The organism is Tardiphaga sp. 172_B4_N1_3 (genome assembly GCF_052076035.1).
GTDB classification, from domain to species: Bacteria; Pseudomonadota; Alphaproteobacteria; order Rhizobiales; family Xanthobacteraceae; genus Tardiphaga; species Tardiphaga robiniae.
Genome location: NZ_CP197238.1, coordinates 3926504 through 3942779 on the forward strand (window position 1 = coordinate 3926504; position 16276 = coordinate 3942779).

14 protein-coding genes are annotated in these 16276 nt (G+C 61.4%); 6 read left to right on the forward strand and 8 right to left on the reverse strand.

The window, feature by feature from the left end; translation table 11 throughout:
• Positions 1-153: 153 nt before the first annotated feature.
• Together AB7783_RS18625 and AB7783_RS18630 are read left to right on the forward strand one after the other, a co-directional pair.
• Positions 154-1170, forward strand: coding sequence for a Fe(3+) ABC transporter substrate-binding protein (locus tag AB7783_RS18625; RefSeq protein ID WP_441278449.1), 1017 nt, complete (start codon positions 154-156; stop codon positions 1168-1170).
• Positions 1171-1357: 187 nt separating this feature from the next.
• Complete coding sequence (locus AB7783_RS18630) at positions 1358-3031, forward strand: ABC transporter permease (protein WP_441278450.1); 1674 nt, start codon at positions 1358-1360, stop codon at positions 3029-3031.
• 13 nt (positions 3032-3044) lie between these two features.
• Here AB7783_RS18630 and AB7783_RS18635 read toward each other — a convergent pair whose 3' ends face one another.
• The 3 genes from AB7783_RS18635 to AB7783_RS18645 form a co-directional block, all read right to left on the reverse strand.
• Positions 3045-4109: an AI-2E family transporter gene (locus AB7783_RS18635; RefSeq protein ID WP_441278451.1), complete on the reverse strand. Its 1065-nt coding sequence runs from the start codon at positions 4107-4109 to the stop codon at positions 3045-3047.
• Positions 4110-4254: 145 nt separating this feature from the next.
• A complete protein-coding gene (locus AB7783_RS18640; RefSeq protein WP_439059849.1) occupies positions 4255-4905 on the reverse strand; it encodes a 3-oxoacid CoA-transferase subunit B in 651 nt (216 codons plus the stop codon).
• A gap of 28 nt (positions 4906-4933) precedes the next feature.
• Positions 4934-5638 carry a CoA transferase subunit A gene (locus AB7783_RS18645; protein WP_441278452.1) on the reverse strand — a complete coding sequence of 235 codons (705 nt, stop codon included), beginning with the start codon at positions 5636-5638 and terminating at the stop codon, positions 4934-4936.
• 265 nt (positions 5639-5903) lie between these two features.
• Between AB7783_RS18645 and AB7783_RS18650 the strand changes: the two genes are divergently transcribed.
• Positions 5904-7832 (forward strand): AsmA family protein, encoded by a 1929-nt coding sequence (locus AB7783_RS18650; RefSeq protein ID WP_441278453.1) that lies wholly within the window; start codon positions 5904-5906, stop codon positions 7830-7832.
• A gap of 9 nt (positions 7833-7841) precedes the next feature.
• On the opposite strand, the gene AB7783_RS18655 is transcribed toward AB7783_RS18650, so the two are convergent.
• From AB7783_RS18655 to AB7783_RS18670, 4 genes are all read right to left on the reverse strand, one after another.
• Positions 7842-8657, reverse strand: coding sequence for an ABC transporter permease (locus AB7783_RS18655; protein ID WP_093757119.1), 816 nt, complete (start codon positions 8655-8657; stop codon positions 7842-7844).
• A complete protein-coding gene (locus AB7783_RS18660; protein ID WP_439059851.1) occupies positions 8657-9568 on the reverse strand; it encodes an ABC transporter permease in 912 nt (303 codons plus the stop codon). The genes AB7783_RS18655 and AB7783_RS18660 overlap by 1 nt, the downstream gene beginning before the upstream one ends.
• Positions 9565-10731 carry an ABC transporter ATP-binding protein gene (locus tag AB7783_RS18665; protein ID WP_441278454.1) on the reverse strand — a complete coding sequence of 389 codons (1167 nt, stop codon included), beginning with the start codon at positions 10729-10731 and terminating at the stop codon, positions 9565-9567. Before AB7783_RS18665 ends, AB7783_RS18660 begins: the two co-directional genes overlap by 4 nt.
• A 65-nt stretch (positions 10732-10796) precedes the next feature.
• Positions 10797-13466, reverse strand: a complete 2670-nt coding sequence (locus AB7783_RS18670) for a sensor domain-containing protein (protein WP_120287129.1) — start codon at positions 13464-13466, stop codon at positions 10797-10799.
• Positions 13467-13656: 190 nt separating this feature from the next.
• Here AB7783_RS18670 and AB7783_RS18675 point away from each other — a divergent pair, with 190 nt between their 5' ends.
• On the forward strand, positions 13657-14760 hold the full coding sequence (locus AB7783_RS18675) for an NAD(P)/FAD-dependent oxidoreductase (protein WP_441278455.1): 1104 nt from the start codon (positions 13657-13659) through the stop codon (positions 14758-14760).
• Positions 14761-14928: 168 nt separating this feature from the next.
• Here the strand turns inward: AB7783_RS18675 and AB7783_RS18680 are convergent, their stop codons facing one another.
• Entirely contained in the window at positions 14929-15114 is a 186-nt protein-coding gene (locus tag AB7783_RS18680) for a YdcH family protein (RefSeq protein ID WP_068728781.1), read from the reverse strand.
• A gap of 249 nt (positions 15115-15363) precedes the next feature.
• On the opposite strand from AB7783_RS18680, the gene AB7783_RS18685 reads away from it, so the two are divergent.
• Together AB7783_RS18685 and AB7783_RS18690 are read left to right on the forward strand one after the other, a co-directional pair.
• On the forward strand, positions 15364-15570 hold the full coding sequence (locus tag AB7783_RS18685) for a YdcH family protein (RefSeq protein ID WP_068728782.1): 207 nt from the start codon (positions 15364-15366) through the stop codon (positions 15568-15570).
• A 433-nt stretch (positions 15571-16003) separates the two neighbouring features.
• Positions 16004-16255, forward strand: a complete 252-nt coding sequence (locus AB7783_RS18690; RefSeq protein WP_068728784.1) for a hypothetical protein — start codon at positions 16004-16006, stop codon at positions 16253-16255.
• Positions 16256-16276 lie beyond the last annotated feature (21 nt).

A 16276-nucleotide genomic window follows, 5' to 3' on the forward strand; every position in this document is an offset into this window, starting at 1 on the left:
GGGCCGCAGGTAAGCCGTTGCTCATCTGCGGTCCACTTTCGAATCTGGAATCAATCTAATCTTTTGTCACGCGACGTTCAGTCACTGACATTCGAACGCCCACTGCGCTACTCCACCTGACATTGTAGATACGCCCCTTGCCGGAGCCATTTCATGATCAAGCATCACGCCCTCGCCACCGCCGTCGTCTTCGCCGCCCTCGGTGCTTCTGCGCTGCAGGCCGCCGAAGAGGTCAATGTCTATACCTATCGCGAGACCAAGCTCGTGCAGCCGATCTTCGAGGCCTTCACCAAGGACACCGGTGTGAAGGTCAATGTGATCTCGGCGAGCTCGGGCCTCGAGCAACGCATGAAGGCCGAAGGCGCCAACAGCCCGGCAGACGTGCTGCTGACGGTAGATATCGGCCGCATCGACGAGGCCGTGCAGGCGGGCGTGACGCAGCCGATGAAATCCGAGGTGATCGAGAAGGTCGTGCCGGCGCAATATCGCGATCCCGACGGCCACTGGGCCGGCATCTCCATGCGCGCCCGCGTGATCTATGCGTCGAAGGATCGCGTCAAGCAGGACGCCATCACCTATGAGGAACTGGCCGATCCGAAGTGGAAGGGCAAGATCTGCATCCGCTCCGGCCAGCACATCTACAATAATGGGCTGTTCGCCGCCTATGTCGCCAAGCACGGCGAGGCCAAGGCCGAAGAATGGCTGCGCGGCGTCAAGGCCAATCTGGCGCAGAAGCCGTCGGGCGGCGACCGCGAGACCGCGCGGGATGTTGCGGCCGGCAAATGCGATCTCGGCATCGGCAACACCTATTACTGGGCGCTGATGATGAATGCCGATCCCGACAAGAAGCCATGGGCCGAAGCCACCAAAGTGATCCTGCCGACGTTCGAAGGCGGCGGCACCCATGTGAACCTGTCCGGCGTGCTGCTTGCCAAATATGCGCCGAACAAGGCCAACGCCATGAAACTGATCGAATGGCTCGCAGGCGAGCATGCCCAGCAGGTCTATGCCGACGCCAATTATGAATATCCCGTGCGTGCCGGCATCACGATCAATCCGACCATCGCTGGCTATGGCAAGCTCAACGCCGATCCGATGCCCATCGCCAAGATTGCCGCCAACCGCAAAGCCGCGTCGACGTTGGTGGACAAGGTCGGGTTTGATAATTGAGCCCGGCTATTGCTCCGTAGGATGCGATGATACACAGCCTATCAGTATGTTGTCCCCGCCCTGTGTGCCTGCAGCGCGCACAGGGCGGGGACGCATACGCACCGAACTCTCGGTAGGGCGCTGTGGCTACGGCAATTTCTGACTTACTTCTCCTTGGGGTATGGATCCCCGCCTTCGCGGGGATGACATGTGGAGAGTGCTCACACGGGCATGCACGCCCGTGAGGCCTTCCCGCACCGAAGCGCTCGCGATTCTCGTCGCAGTTGCCACCGCGCTCCTCGTGGCTGCGCCTGTCATCAGCATCGCGCTACTGGCGCTGCAGCCGGAGCCTGAGCTTTGGCAGCATCTGATTGCCTATGTATTACCGCAAGCGCTGCGCGACACCGCAGCCCTCCTGATCGGCGTCGGTATCGTTACGCTCACAGTCGGTGCCGGCGCCGCATGGCTGGTCTCGGCGCACGATTTCCCCGGCCGCACGCTCATGCTCTGGCTCTTGCCGCTGCCGCTGGCGATTCCGACCTATCTCGCCGCTTACGTCTATGTGGACCTGTTCGAGCCACTGGGCCTCGTCCATCGCGCATTGGCAACGGCAATGTCGTTGCCCGGCGCGATCGGGTGGCTGCCGAGCCTGCGTTCGTTGCCCGGCGCCATCTTCGTGATCGGCATCGTGTTGTATCCCTACGTCTATCTCTCTGCCCGCGCGATGTTCCAGCATCGCAGCGCCGATTTTGCTGAAGCCGCGAAGATACTCGGTGCCGATCGCTGGACGACGTTCCGCCGGGTCTCGCTACCGATGGCGCGCCCCGCCCTCGCTGTGGGCCTCGCACTGGTATCGCTGGAAACGCTGAATGACATCGGCGCCAGCGAATATCTGGGCATTCGTACGCTTACCGTCTCGGTTTTCACGACCTGGCTCAATCGCGGCAGCCTTGCAGGTGCCGCGCAGCTGTCATTGTTCATGCTCGCCATCGTCGGGGTGCTGATCACCATCGAGCGCTTCGGCCGCCGCGAAGGCAGCGTGGAATTCTCATCGGAGAATCCGCGACTGGCACCGCGCACGCCTTTGACGGGTGCACGCGGATGGCTTGCTTTCACCGCCTGTCTCCTCCCTGCCCTGCTCGGCTTCGCCGTGCCCTTGCTCTATCTGCTGCGTGAAAGCCTGCGCCGCGGTCTGCTGTCGATGGAAACGACGGTTTGGCGCGATGCCGGCCACACCATTGCACTGGCCGCAATTGCCACGGGAGCCGCGCTGCTTCTTGGGCTCGTGGTGATCGTCGCTCAGCGCTGGCGTGCTTCGCGGCTGACCAACCTGTCGGTCGCCATCGCCCAGACCGGCTATGCGCTGCCCGGAACGGTGCTGGCGCTGGGTCTGCTGACGCCGGTGCTGTTCATCGACAATGGATTCAGCCAGCTCGCCGGATGGCTCAGCCTCGCATCGCCCGGGCTTGTCATGGTCGGCTCTGGCGCCGCCGTGGTGATCGCCTATGCGATCCGGTTCCTGGCGGTACCGACTGGTTTCATCAAGGCCGGCTTCGAGCACATCCCCGTCGATTACGACGACAGCGCCCGCGCCGCCGGCGCACCGGCAATCACCACGCTGCGCGTGATTCAACTGCCGCTATTGCGTCCGGCATTGTTCGGCGCCGTCATCGTCGTCTTCGTGGATTGCCTGAAGGAATTGCCGGCAACGCTGTTACTGCGACCGCTCAATGTCGAAACGCTCGCGACATCGATCTATCAATATGCCAGTCGGGGCAGCTTCGAAGAGGGCGCACTCGCCGCACTGCTGATCGTCGCTGCGAGCATCGGTCCGGTGGTCTGGCTGACGCGGTTTGCGGATGTCCCGCAGGGGCCGGTCTGAGTATCAACGCTGATTAAGCGGCGTCGCCTGTAACTTCCTTTCGCGACTGCGCGAAAATCGCCCAGCCCGCAACAAACATTGCAGCGATTACCGGACCGACGACGAAGCCATTGAGGCCCAGCGCATCGATGCCCCCGAGCGTCGCGATCAGCACCAGATAATCCGGCAGCTTGGTGTCCTTGCCGACCAGCATCGGGCGCAGGATGTTGTCGACCAGACCGATGACGAGAAATCCATAGGCGATCAGGATCACGCCCTGAACGACGGAGCCCGTCGCCAGCAGATAGAGCGCGACCGGCATCCAGACGAGGCCAGCACCCACCGCCGGCAACAGCGACAGGAACGCCATCAGCACGGCCCAGAGCAACGCAGCGTTGATGCCAAGGATCGAGAAGATCAGCCCGCCGAGCGCGCCCTGCGCCAGCGCCACCAGAATGCCGCCCTTCACCGTGGCCCGGATCACCACCGTGAACTTCTCCATCAGATCATCGCGCAACTCCGGCCGCAGCGGGATCGCATTCTTCACACGCTGCGACAACGCTTCGCCGTCCTTGAACAGGAAAAACAGCAGATAGAGCATGATGCCGAGATTAATGATGAAGTCGAACGTGCTCTGACCGATATTGAGCGCCTGCGATGCAAAGTACTGACTGCCTTTGACGAGGCCCTCAGTCAGCTTGTCCTGCATGCCGCCAAGATTGGCGACGCCGAAGCGATCCAGCAGTCCCCTCGCCCATTGCGGGACGGCATCAAGTATCTGCTGCAGAAACGTGCCGAGATTGAACTGACCCGACTTCATCTTGCCGACAACGACGGCCGCTTCCTGCGCCAGCGATGCGCCAACCAATGTCAGCGGCAGGATCACGATCAGCACGATCAATCCCACGGTGAGCAAGGCGGCCGAGTTTGGATGCTTGGGCATCCGGCGCTCCAGCCGCCGATGCATCGGCGCGAACATGATCGCGATGACCACGCCCCACAGGATCGCGCTGTAGAATGAGCTCATGATCCAGCCGAAGGCCAACGTGACCACGACGATCAGAAGCAGGAAGAAACGGTCTTCGAGACTGGCGCGCATGTCGGCTTCCTAGAGTATGATCCGGAAAAGTGGAAACCGGCTTTCCGAAAGATCATGCTCAACTAAAGAGATGAGAAGGCAGATACTAACACGAATGCCCGGCACGAGGCCGGGCATCAGGTCAACGTTCGGAGCGCGCAATCGTTCAGGTGTTGGTCAGCGCGACCCGGTATTCAGCTTCGGTATTGGCCTTCACCTCATCGAGCGTCACGCCATCGGCGAGTTCGATCAGGGCCATGCCGTCATTGCCATGCTTGTCGATGGTGAACACCGCGAGATCGGTGACGACCATGTCGACGACGCGCTCACCGGTCAGCGGCAGGTTGCAGCTCTTCAGCAACTTGGCGCCATCCTTGGCAGAATGTTCCATCACGACAACGACGCGCTTGACGCCAGCGACGAGGTCCATCGCACCGCCCATGCCCTTCACCATCTTGCCTGGGATCATCCAGTTGGCGAGATCGCCATTCTGGGCGACCTGCATGGCGCCGAGGATCGACAAATCAATATGACCGCCACGGACCATGCCGAACGAATCCGCCGACGAGAAATAGCTGGTCTCCGGCAGTTCGGTGACGGTCTGCTTGCCGGCATTGATGAGGTCCGGATCTTCGTCGCCCTCATAGGGGAAAGGGCCCATGCCGAGCATGCCGTTCTCGCTCTGCAGCTGAACGTCGACGCCTTCGGGAATGTAGTTTGACACCAGCGTCGGAATACCAATGCCGAGATTGACGTAATATCCGTCGCGCAGTTCCTTAGCCGCGCGCGCTGCCATTTGATCACGGGTCCAAGCCATCGTTCTCTCCTGTTTTTGCTTTTGGCGGTTACGCGGGACGCTGACGCGAGGTGACTTTTTCGATCCGCTTCTTGCCGGTACCGACCTCGACAATGCGCTTCACAAAAATGCTGGGGGTGTGAATGTGATCCGGATCGATCTCGCCGGCCGGCACCAGATGCTCGACTTCGGCAATGGTGATCTTGGCGGCGGTCGCCATCATCGGGTTAAAGTTGCGGGCGGTCTTGCGATAGACGAGGTTGCCGGCGGTATCGCCCTTCCAGGCGTGCACGATGGCAATGTCGGCGAACAGACCACGCTCCAGCATGTAGGTCTCGCCATTGAATTCCATGGTCGGCTTGCCTTCCGAGATCAGCGTGCCGACGCCGGTCTTGGTGTAAAAGCCAGGAATGCCGGCGCCGCCGGCGCGGATACGCTCGGCCAGCGTGCCCTGCGGGGAGAATTCGAGTTCCAGTTCGCCGGCCAGATACTGCTGGGCGAACAGCTTGTTCTCGCCGACATAGGACGAGATCATCTTCTTGATCTGGCGGGTTTCCAGCAGGCGCGACAGGCCGATGCCGTCGACGCCGGCGTTATTGGACACCACGGTGAGGTCCTTGACCCCGGAATCGCGCAATGCGTCCGACAGGTCCTCGGCAATGCCGCAGAGGCCGAAGCCGCCGGACATGATCATCATGCCGTCCTTGAGAATGCCGTCGAGTGCCGATTTGGCGTCGGGGTAGACCTTGTTCATGGGAATCGACCTGATGCAGGAATGCGCTGAGAACCCAGCGGGCGCGGGCGGCTATGTCGTGGATTATTAGGCGGAAACTCCGCGGCAGGTCAATCGCGGGGGACTGCGACCCCATCACCCCCGCTATGGCCTTGAAAGCGTCAAGAAAACCCTTCAAATTGAGGACCTTGGACGTGGGCGCACATGGATGCCGCCCCGCTATGTGTGACCACCAACCAACCCGGATAGTTCATTGACGAGTGCCCAAGGAATAAGACGCCTGGGGATGCCGATTGCGGCGCTCCTGGGTGTTGCAGTGATCGGGCTGTTTGCCATGTCGTGGTTGCTTAACCGCGATACGCTGCGTCATGCCGTGGAGGCCCAGATCCGCGCCGTGACCGGGCTGGATTTCGTCGTCAACGGCGCGGTGGATGTCTCGGTCTTTCCAGGCAGCTATGTCTCGTTTCACGATGTCGGCCTGAAAGGCGGCGGGTCGATCGATCCCGCTTTGACGGTCGATGTGCTGACGGCCAATCTGCGGCTGTTGCCGCTGCTGCTGCAGCGCTTCGAGATCGCCGACATGATGATGCTGCGGCCGCGCATCCGCGTGATTCGCGAGGCCTCCGGCGAAAGCAACTGGACGCCATTCATCGAGTCCATCGCCCGCACCATGAGGCCGGGCGCTGAACAGCCACTATCCTTCTCCGAAATCCGCATCCAGGATGGCGTGCTGCACTATCAGGACCCGCACAACACCGAGCGTCTCGGCGACATCGACCTCTCACTGGCTTGGCCATCGATCTCGCGCTCATTCGCTGCAACCGGCCAGTTCGACTGGCGCGGCGAACGCATCGACGGCAGCCTCAGCGTCAGCGACTTCATTGCGGCGCTGTCCGGTGAGCGCTCCGGCGTAAAGGCACGCATCGCCGGTGCGCCGATCAAGCTGGCGTTCGACGGCACCGTCGCCAACAAGGCCAGCCTAGTCATGGAAGGTACGCTGACTGCCGACAGCATGTCGCTGCGCAATGCGCTGCGCTGGGTCGGCCAGGCACCGCCCGGCTCCGGCGGTTTCGGCCGCTTTGCCCTGAAGGCGCGTGCCAGCCTAGTGGGCCCATCGATCGCGCTGACCAACGTCAATGTTGAACTCGACGGCAACAGCGCCGAAGGCGTCATGACTTATAGCAATACAGGCCGTCAGACGCTGCAGGCGACGCTGGCTGCCGGTGCACTCGACTTCACGCCCTATGTGTCTACCGTGCGGCTGCTGGCCTCCGGCGCCCGTGACTGGAACCGGCAGCTGTTCGACTTAAACGCGCTGTCCACCACCGATCTCGACATGCGCCTGTCGGCCGCCAAGGTCACCGTCGGCTCCTCAGTGCTTGGCCGCACCGCGCTCGGCGCCAACCTGCGCGGCGGCACATTGGCGCTGTCGGTGGGTGAGGCGCAGATGTATGGCGGCATCGTCCGTGGTTCGTTCAATGTTGCCCATTCCGATGCCGTGGCCGATGTGAAGGCCCAGTTCCAGTTCAGCGATGTCGACCTGCAGGCCTGTGCCAGCGATCTGTTCGGCGTCAACAAGCTCACCGGCCGCGGCAATCTCAGCATGATGCTGGAGGCCTCGGGCTCATCGCCCTTCGGTCTCGCGCAATCGCTTGACGGCACCGCGACGCTGACCGGTCATGACGGCGCCATCAGCGGCTTCAACGTCGAACAGCTTTTGAAAAGGCTGGAGCGACGTCCGCTGTCCGGCGCCGGCAATTTCCGCTCGGGTTCGACACCGTTCAACACGCTCAACATGTCCGTGAAATTCAACGACGGCATCGCCACCGCGCAGGATATCCGTATCGATGGTCCCGCTGCGAAACTGACGCTGACCGGTACCGCGTCGGTGCCGGCGCGCGAATATGATTTCAAGGGCATTGCCAGTCTCAATCCGGCAACCAACGGCACCGGCGGCTTCGAGTTGCCTTTTGTGATCCAAGGCCCGTGGGACGATCCGCTGATCTTCCCAGATCCAGAAAGCCTGATCCGCCGGTCGCCGGGCGCGGCGCCTTTGCTGGATGCGGTGAAGGATCGCAAGACCCGCGACGCTGTACGCTCGGTGATCGAGCGCTTTACGGGCGTGCCCAAACAGGCGCCGGTAGCAGAGCCGGATAAGCCCGCCGATGCGCCTGCGGCGGCAGCGCCTGCGGATGCAGCACCGAAGGCGAACTAACTTTTTGCCTTACAACGGCGCGGCGCTTTCGCCCCGGGCGCTCGACAGTTTAGACACCAGCGATGCCAGCACGATAACGACGGCGATGAAACCGACGATCAGCGTGCAGATGGCGTTGATCTCCGGTTTCACGCCAAGACGCACTTCCGAATAGATCCTAATCGGTAGCGTCGCCGAACCCGGCCCGGTCGTAAAACTGGCGATGACGAGGTCGTCGAGCGACAGCGTGAAGGCCAGCATCCAGCCGGCGGCAATGGCCGGCCAGATCAGCGGCAACGTGACGGCTATAAATGCGCGGAGCGGATCGCGGCCGAGATCCATCGCCGCTTCCTCGAGGCTGCGATCAATCCCCGCGAGGCGCGATTGCACCACGACGGCGACGAAGCACATGGTGAGTGTGGTGTGTGCGATGGTCACCGTGACAAAGCCGCGCCCGGCATCCAGCGCCACGAACAGCAGCAGCAGTGACAGGCCGGTGATCACCTCGGGCATCACCAGCGGCGCATAGAGCATCCCGGACATCAGCATTCGGCCGCGAAATCCCGCACCACGCGTCAACGCTATCGCGGCCAAAGTGCCGAGCAGCGTTGCCAGTGTTGCTGACATGACACCCACGCGAAGACTCATCCAGGCAGCGTCCAGCATCGCGCGGTCATTGAAAAATTCGGTGTACCAGCGCGTCGACCAGCCGCCCCATACCGTCACCAGCCGCGAGGCGTTGAACGAATAGATGACCAGAATGACGATCGGCAGATAGAGAAACGCCAGGCCAAGCACCAGCGACGTGACATTGAAGCGCGACAGGCGAAGCGGATGCACGGCCATCAGCGCGCCTCCAGCTGCCGGCGCTGCAGCCGGTCATAGACCAATAACGGGATCAACAGCAGTCCAAGCAACACGATGGCGGTGGCAGAGGCGACCGGCCAATCCTTGTTGGTGAAGAATTCGAGCCACAGCGTCTGGCCGATCATCAATGAATTCGATCCGGCGAGCAGATCGGGAATGACGAATTCGCCCATGATCGGAATGAAGCACAGCAGTGCACCGGCGCCGACGCCGCGCAGGGACAAGGGAACCGTCACCAGCCAGAAGGCGTCGATGCGCGAGACGCCGAGATCGGCGGCGGCCTCAATCAGCGACGGGTCCTGCTTCGCCAGCGTGGCATAGAGCGGCAGGATCATGAAAGGCAGATAGGAATAGACGATGCCGAGATACATCGCACTGTCGGTGGAGAGCCACACGATTGGCGTCGATACGACGTGCAGCGCAAGAAGGACCTTATTGAGCAAGCCGTCATGCTGCAGGATGTTGATCCAGGCATAGATGCGGATCAGGAACGAGGTCCAGAACGGCACGATCACCAGCATCATCGCAATGCCCTGCCAGCGTCGCGGCAAACGCGCCATGCCATAGGCGATGGGATAACCGACCGCGAGCAAGATCAGGGTCGACACGACGGCGACAAGGACACTGCGCAGATAGGACGCAAGATAGAGATTGTCCGAAACGAGCAGCCGGAAATTATCCAGCGACAGCGCGGCAAACGACGCCTTTAGCCCGGCGATTCCTTCGGACAGACTGAACACCGGCATATAAGGTGGCTGCGCAATCGCTGTCTGCGACAGGCTGATCTTCAGCACGAAGCCGAAGGGTACCAGAAAGAACAGCACCATCCAGACATAGGGCGGGATGGCAGCCAGCCGCGCCGGCGCCGTAAAGATGCCATTGCGGCTCATTGAACCAGCACCACGCAATCATCGGGGGCGAACCATGCCGCAACGCGCTCGCCGATCGAATAGGCATCGACATCGAGACGCGCCGTATTAGCGAGAGCGACCCGCAATGTGGCTCCACGGTCGAGCTTCACTTTGTAGAGCGAGCGACCGCCGAGATAGCCGACGTCGGAAATGACACCCTCAAGGCTGTTCATGGCGCCGCTATTGACGAGGTCCGTTGCCGGCCCGCGACGCGACAACCGGATCTTCTCCGGGCGGATCGCAACGCAGATGACCGCGTCGCCGACAGGTTGTCGCGGCTCGATCGCAAACAGGGTTCCTACGTCGCGGCCTGCAATGGTCAGGCGATGACTGTCACGATGCGTGATCCCGCCCTCGATGATGTTGATGTCGCCGACGAACTCCGCGACCCAGCGCGACGCCGGCGCCTCATAAAGCTGTCGCGGTGTCGCTACCTGTTGCAGGCGACCGTCATTTATGACGCCGATGCGGTCGGCCATGGTCATCGCCTCCTCCTGATCGTGGGTGACGATCACAAAGGTGGTGCCGAGCTGGCGCTGCAGCGCCATCAATTCGACCTGGGTTTCCTCACGCAGTTTCTTGTCGAGAGCTGCCAGCGGCTCATCGAGCAGCAACAATTGTGGATGCCGCGCCAGCGCCCGGGCGAGCGCCACGCGTTGTTTCTGGCCGCCCGATAATTGATCCGGTCGGCGCTTCTCCAGTCCCTGGAGCTTGACCAGCGCCACCATCTCGGCAACCCGCGTATCGATGCCGAGACGCGTCAGGCCAGCGCTCTTGAGACCGAAACCGATATTGTCGCGCACGTTGAGATGCGGAAACAGCGCGTAGTTCTGGAACATCATGTTGACGGGCCGCTGATGCGGCAAGACCGCGGCGATATCCTCGCCGTTCAACTCGATCTTGCCCGTGTCCGGCGCTTCGAAGCCTGCCAGCATGCGCAGTAACGTGGTCTTGCCACAACCGCTCGGGCCGAGCAGCGCGAAGAATTCACCGGCCTTGATGTCCAAAGAGAGATTGTCCACTGCGCTATGCGCGCCGAATTTTTTGGTGACACCGTCGATCCGCAGCAAGGGCGTGGGATAGGCGATGACCGGCGCATCGCTGGCCGCCGGATCCGCGACTGTCGCAGTGAGATTCGTCATAACCGCAAGCTAGCCGCGGAACGCCGCGGGCTCAACAACATCAGCACTTCGCAACGGCCTGTCGCTCAACCGACCATGCGCGCGGCGGGCGCAGCGGCGGCAATCCGTCCGACCAGCGCAGCATATTGCGCAATCGGGGCAGGACGCCCGATGAAGTAGCCTTGTACGCCGTCGCAGCCTTCGCTGGCGAGGAAGCAGAGTTGCTCGTGGGTCTCGACGCCTTCCGCAACGATCGCGACATCGAGGCCATGGCCCAGCCCGATGACCGCGCGCACGATGGCGGCGGACTGCGGATTGAGCCCCAGATTGATCACGAAAGCGCGGTCGATCTTGATCTTGTCGAACGGGAATGCCTGCAGATAGGTCAGCGAGGAATAGCCGGAGCCGAAGTCATCCATCGAGATGCGCACACCGAGCGCCTTCAACCGCCGTAGCAACGCGACGCCGCGATCGAAATCCTCGATCAGCACGCCCTCGGTGATTTCCAGCTCAAGGCGACCGGGCTGCAGGCCGGTTTCGAGCAGGATCGAATGCACGAGGCCGACGAGATCACCGTGCATGAACTGCGCGGGCGACAGGTTGACCGCGATCTGCAGCGGTACCGGCCACGAGGCGGCCTCAAGGCAGGCCTGGCGCAGGATCCACTCGCCCATCTCGACGATCAGACCACTTTCTTCGGCCAGCGGAATGAAGTCTCCGGGCGGCACGAAACCGCGCGTCGGATGAATCCACCGCGCCAACGCCTCGAAGCCCGTAATGTCGGCATCGACCACGGTCTGGCCGGCGCGTGCCTGGGGCTGGTAGTGCAGCGACAATTCGCCATTGCGGATCGCGGCCGAGAGGTCCTGATGCAGCACGCGGCGATCGCGCAGTTGCTGGTCCATTTGCGGCTCGAAGATGCTGATCGAACCGCGCGACTGCGACTTGGCACGGAACAGCGCCGCGCCGGAATTCGCCAGCAACGCGGCCGGGTCATGGCCGTCGCGCGGGAACAGCGAGATGCCCGTGGTGACGCCTGTCCGCACCGATTTGCCTTCGATCGGGAATTCCTCCGCAAGGGCCGCGGAGATCCGCTCTGCGATCAACAGCCCAGCCGCGGGCTGCGCGCCGTCGATGATCACGCCGAACTCGTCACCGCCGAGCCGCGCCACAACTCCGCCGCCCACGGCTGCATCGACACGACGCGACACTTCGATCAGCAGCTTGTCACCGATGGCATGACCGAAGACATCGTTGACCTCCTTCAGGCCGTCGAGATCGATCGACAGCACCGCGAATTCCTCGGAGGTCTCGCCGCAGGCATCGATCATCTGCGACAGAGCCTGCAAAAAGGCCGGGCGGTTCGGCAGATCAGTCAGGCCGTCGTGATAAGCCATATGCGCCATCCGCGCCTCGGTCTGGCGGCGGTCGGTCACATCTTCGTGGGTCTTGATCAGATATTGCGGCTCGCCTGCTTCGTCGAGCACTGTGACCCGCCGGGTCAGGAACAGCCGCAATCCGTCGCGCGTGCTGATCGGATGCTCTTCCGCAATCGGTGTTCGGCCCCTGATCGCCGCCTGATCCCGACTGACGATCAGCTTCGCTTCTTCCGGGCGAAGCATTTCGGGAACAGTCAGACCGATAGCGTCTTCGCGTTTGCGACCCAGAATGACTTCTGCGCCGCGATTGGCGAACAGATAACGACCGGTGCTGATCTGTTGCACCATCAGCGACACAGGAATGTTGTCGAGCACGGTCTCAAGGAATTTCTTGGCGTTCTCCAGTTCCTTGGACAGCGACTTGCGGTCGGTCACATCCTCGAACAGCGCAATCAGAAATGCCGGCTCATTGCGTTCGTTAAAGGCAATCACGCGATTGCTATCCAGCGTGCGGAGGTCTGAGCCAATCTCCACATTGAACTCGCTGCGACACTGACTGCGCGTTTCCACTGCCAGGGCATCGGCTTCGGCAATCGCTTTCGCAGACTGTGCGGAGAATATCTGATCCGGTCGCTTGCCGACGATCTTATCGCGCGAGAGCCGAGAGAAGGTCTCGAAAGCCCGGTTGGCGAAGATATAGCGGCCATCGTCAATGGTCTTGGCCGCGACGCAGATCGGGACGTGATCAAGGACAGATTCGAGGAATTGCTTGGTGGTCGCAAGCTCGCGCTGCAGGAAACGCTGCTCGGTGCAGTCCTCATGAATCCCAATGGCGCCGCCATTGGGAAGCCGGCTGAACTTGACGTGAACGGATTGCCCGCCGGGCATTTCGGCAATGTACTCGCCGGCGGAAACAGTCTGCTCGTAGAAGCTCTGGGTGGCCAGATCGAGCTTGCCACGCTGGCGGCGTAACTCACGCAATTCTGGACCGGTAATATCCTTGGTGATGTCGGCGCGCGTCAGGTCGTAGATCTCAAGATAGCGATCGTTGCAAAACACGACCCGCTTCTGGTCGTCGAGCATCACGATGCCTTGGCCGAGATGATTGAGGGCAGAACCGACAAACGCATTGCGACGATGCTGCTCGCGACGCACATTGCGCAGCGCCGAGGCGACCCACAGCACAATGGCGGCGAGAAATGCCAGCGCGACAAATCCACCGATGAGGATCTGCCAGATCATTTGCGGGTCGAGCTCACTGATATAATGAACCGCCGGGGATTCTGCGTGGGCTCCGGCAATGCTGCCGAGAAGGCACGCGACTGCGATGACGGACACTGCCGCCTTGCTGTCTGATCGCCCGATCTTGCCAGTCATTACACACCCGCGTATTCGCAGCGTGAGTGTTTGGTTACAGGTATGTGGATCAGGTAAATACGTATCGTCGCACCTGCAGAATGCGGCGAAATTTGGTGGTAATTAGCTGTGATGCTTAATGTTTTACTAATGCGCCACATGCGCAAGGTCGAACCGCAGCTGACCGGCGCAGCAAACTATCGGACGCGACATGGACAAGGTTGAGTGCGTGGTGGTGGGCGCCGGCGTTGTGGGTCTTGCGATCGCCCGGCGACTGGCGGAAGCGGGACGCGAGGTCATCGTGCTGGAGGCCGCGGACGCGATCGGTACCGTGACCTCGTCGCGCAACAGCGAGGTCATCCATGCCGGCATCTATTATCCGGCCGGAAGCCTGATGGCACGGCTCTGCGTCGCTGGAAAACAGGCGCTCTATGATTATTGCCGCGATCGCGGCATCCCACATCGCAACTCCGGGAAACTGATCGTCGCCACACGTCGGGAGGAGATAGCCAAACTGGCGTCGATCAAAGCGCATGCCGAAGCCAATGGCGTCGCTGACCTCAAGCAATTATCCGGGACAGAGGCACGGGCGCTGGAGCCGGCACTGGCTTGCGAAGCCGCGCTGTTGTCCCCCTCCACGGGGATCGTCGACAGCCACAGCTACATGTTGTCGCTGCGCGGTGAAGCGGAAGCCGCGGGCGCGGCCTTCGCATTCCTCGCGCCCCTGGAACGTGGCCGGGTCACCGCCGACGGTTTCGAACTGGATGTCGGCGGCGAAGCTCCGATGACACTAGCCTGCGACATGCTGATCAATTCAGCAGGCCTGTCCGCAACCGCGATCGCTCGCATGCTCGACGGCATGCCGCTCGACCTGATACCGCCCGCTTATCTGGCGAAGGGCTGCTACTTCAGCTGCAATGCGAAAGCACCGTTCTCGCGGCTGATCTATCCCGTGCCGGAACCGGGCGGCCTCGGCGTGCATCTCACGCTCGATCTGGCCGGCCAGGCGCGTTTCGGCCCTGACGTCGAGTGGGTGGATCATATCGACTACACGGTCGATCCGGCACGCGGAGAGAGGTTCTATCCGGCCATCAGGCGCTACTGGCCGAGTCTGCCGGACGGCGCATTGATGCCAAGCTACTCCGGAATGCGGCCGAAGATCGTGCCGCCCGCAGTCGCGGTGCAGGATTTCATGATCCAGGGTGCCCAGACCCATGGCGTGCCGGGCCTTATCAACCTGTTCGGCATCGAGTCACCGGGGCTGACATCATCGCTGGCCATCGCGGACTACGTGGCTGAGATGGCGGGACATTGAACGCGAAAGGTTGCAGGCGAAGCGATCCAGGCCAACCGAATACTGGAGCTTCGTCGCAAACCTATCGCGGGATGAGGGGAAGACATCATCGCACCTACGCGAAAGCAGTGACGTAGACGGTGATGTCGATGCTGTGATTTATCGTTCGCTGATCAGTGCAGCCGTTGATCAGTGCACCGTTTCGCTGGCCCCGTTTTTGAGACGCTGGATTTCGTCCCTGACCATCAGTTTTCGACGCTTGAGTTCGACGATGCGGAGATCGTCGGTAGACAGGTGCACGAGCGCTTCGTGCAATTCGCTTTCGAGAACTTTGTGCTTGCGTTCCAGTTCGACGAGATGCGCCTGTAGTGCCATTCGAAAACTCCTCGGTAGGATTGAACCTCAGGATACGTTCGGTTGGACGATGAATTCTACATGACAGTGGACATCTGTCGATGGGTATTGAAAAGTGTATTTTGAGTTTCGGGTATCGTCTGAAACGAATCGTGACCTAATTGCGCCGCAAAAACCTGGAACCGGACGGCTTGCGTGGTGCGCCTGCACCGGCGATAGTCACTCTAGAAATCTCTCGCAAATGACTTGCGAATCCAGTCAGCTAGAAACATGAACGACGACGAAGATCGCGAACTCCCGTTAGAACTCGCCCGATTGCAGCAGGAACATCGCGACCTCGACGCCGCTATCGATGCCTTGCAGCATTCACCGGCACCCGATCTTTTGCGACTGCAACGGTTGAAGAAGAGGAAGCTTCAACTGAAAGACCGGATCTCCTTTATCGAAGACCAGATCACCCCGGATATTATTGCCTGAGACAACGCGTCGCGCTGTGGCCGTCGGTTAAAGAACGGCTAGGGCTACGAACTCAACGCGCGATGATCGATGGATCGGCTTTCTTTAACTCGCGGTGAATGCAGCAGGCTAGGCGTTGAACTCGCCCGTCGTCAAAACCTTGCTTCGCGACGGCCGCCGCTCTTTTCGCGCGGCATCGTAGGCACGACAGCCAGACTTAATTCTGGATTCTGGCCAGCATCGCATTGTGGCGCGGTGAAAAACTGCTGGGCTCCGCGAATTGATCGCCATGGCGCTCGCGCTGGCCGACGTGACGCTCGCACTGCGCAAGCGAGCCATTGCGGCCTAACAGGAGCGGAATGGGGCGACTGCAAACGAGGCGCTGTGGAAACTTGACAATAAGAACAAAATAAGAACATTCTTGCGCCGAGATCAATCGACTCGTGAGGGCACCATGGCCGATATCACCTATTATGTCGCACTGCCCTTCCTGCACGACGACTCTGGTTCGCCGGCCGCCGGTGCCGCCGAGGAATGTCAGAGCGCATCCGGCGCCATCCGCCGCGCCGAACTATTGTCCCGTGCACCGGGCTCGATCGGCGCACTGGCCTTCAGCCGTACCGGCGATCCGATGATCGGCGAGTTCGGCGACGCCCAGGTGATCCGCGCCTTTGGCGAAGTGCCAAGCGACCTCAGCGCGTTGTAAGGCGCCAACGCCGGCGATGGC

Bases quoted from the DNA above. Each gene is read 5' to 3' on its own strand.
- AB7783_RS18625 (WP_441278449.1), top strand. From the start codon at position 154: ATGATCAAGCATCACGCCCTCGCCACCGCCGTCGTCTTCGCCGCCCTC.
- AB7783_RS18630 (WP_441278450.1), top strand. From the start codon at position 1,358: ATGTGGAGAGTGCTCACACGGGCATGCACGCCCGTGAGGCCTTCCCGC.
- AB7783_RS18635 (WP_441278451.1), bottom strand. From the start codon at position 4,109: ATGCGCGCCAGTCTCGAAGACCGTTTCTTCCTGCTTCTGATCGTCGTG.
- AB7783_RS18640 (WP_439059849.1), bottom strand. From the start codon at position 4,905: ATGGCTTGGACCCGTGATCAAATGGCAGCGCGCGCGGCTAAGGAACTG.
- AB7783_RS18645 (WP_441278452.1), bottom strand. From the start codon at position 5,638: ATGAACAAGGTCTACCCCGACGCCAAATCGGCACTCGACGGCATTCTC.
- AB7783_RS18650 (WP_441278453.1), top strand. From the start codon at position 5,904: ATGCCGATTGCGGCGCTCCTGGGTGTTGCAGTGATCGGGCTGTTTGCC.
- AB7783_RS18655 (WP_093757119.1), bottom strand. From the start codon at position 8,657: ATGGCCGTGCATCCGCTTCGCCTGTCGCGCTTCAATGTCACGTCGCTG.
- AB7783_RS18660 (WP_439059851.1), bottom strand. From the start codon at position 9,568: ATGAGCCGCAATGGCATCTTTACGGCGCCGGCGCGGCTGGCTGCCATC.
- AB7783_RS18665 (WP_441278454.1), bottom strand. From the start codon at position 10,731: ATGACGAATCTCACTGCGACAGTCGCGGATCCGGCGGCCAGCGATGCG.
- AB7783_RS18670 (WP_120287129.1), bottom strand. From the start codon at position 13,466: ATGACTGGCAAGATCGGGCGATCAGACAGCAAGGCGGCAGTGTCCGTC.
- AB7783_RS18675 (WP_441278455.1), top strand. From the start codon at position 13,657: ATGGACAAGGTTGAGTGCGTGGTGGTGGGCGCCGGCGTTGTGGGTCTT.
- AB7783_RS18680 (WP_068728781.1), bottom strand. From the start codon at position 15,114: ATGGCACTACAGGCGCATCTCGTCGAACTGGAACGCAAGCACAAAGTT.
- AB7783_RS18685 (WP_068728782.1), top strand. From the start codon at position 15,364: ATGAACGACGACGAAGATCGCGAACTCCCGTTAGAACTCGCCCGATTG.
- AB7783_RS18690 (WP_068728784.1), top strand. From the start codon at position 16,004: ATGGCCGATATCACCTATTATGTCGCACTGCCCTTCCTGCACGACGAC.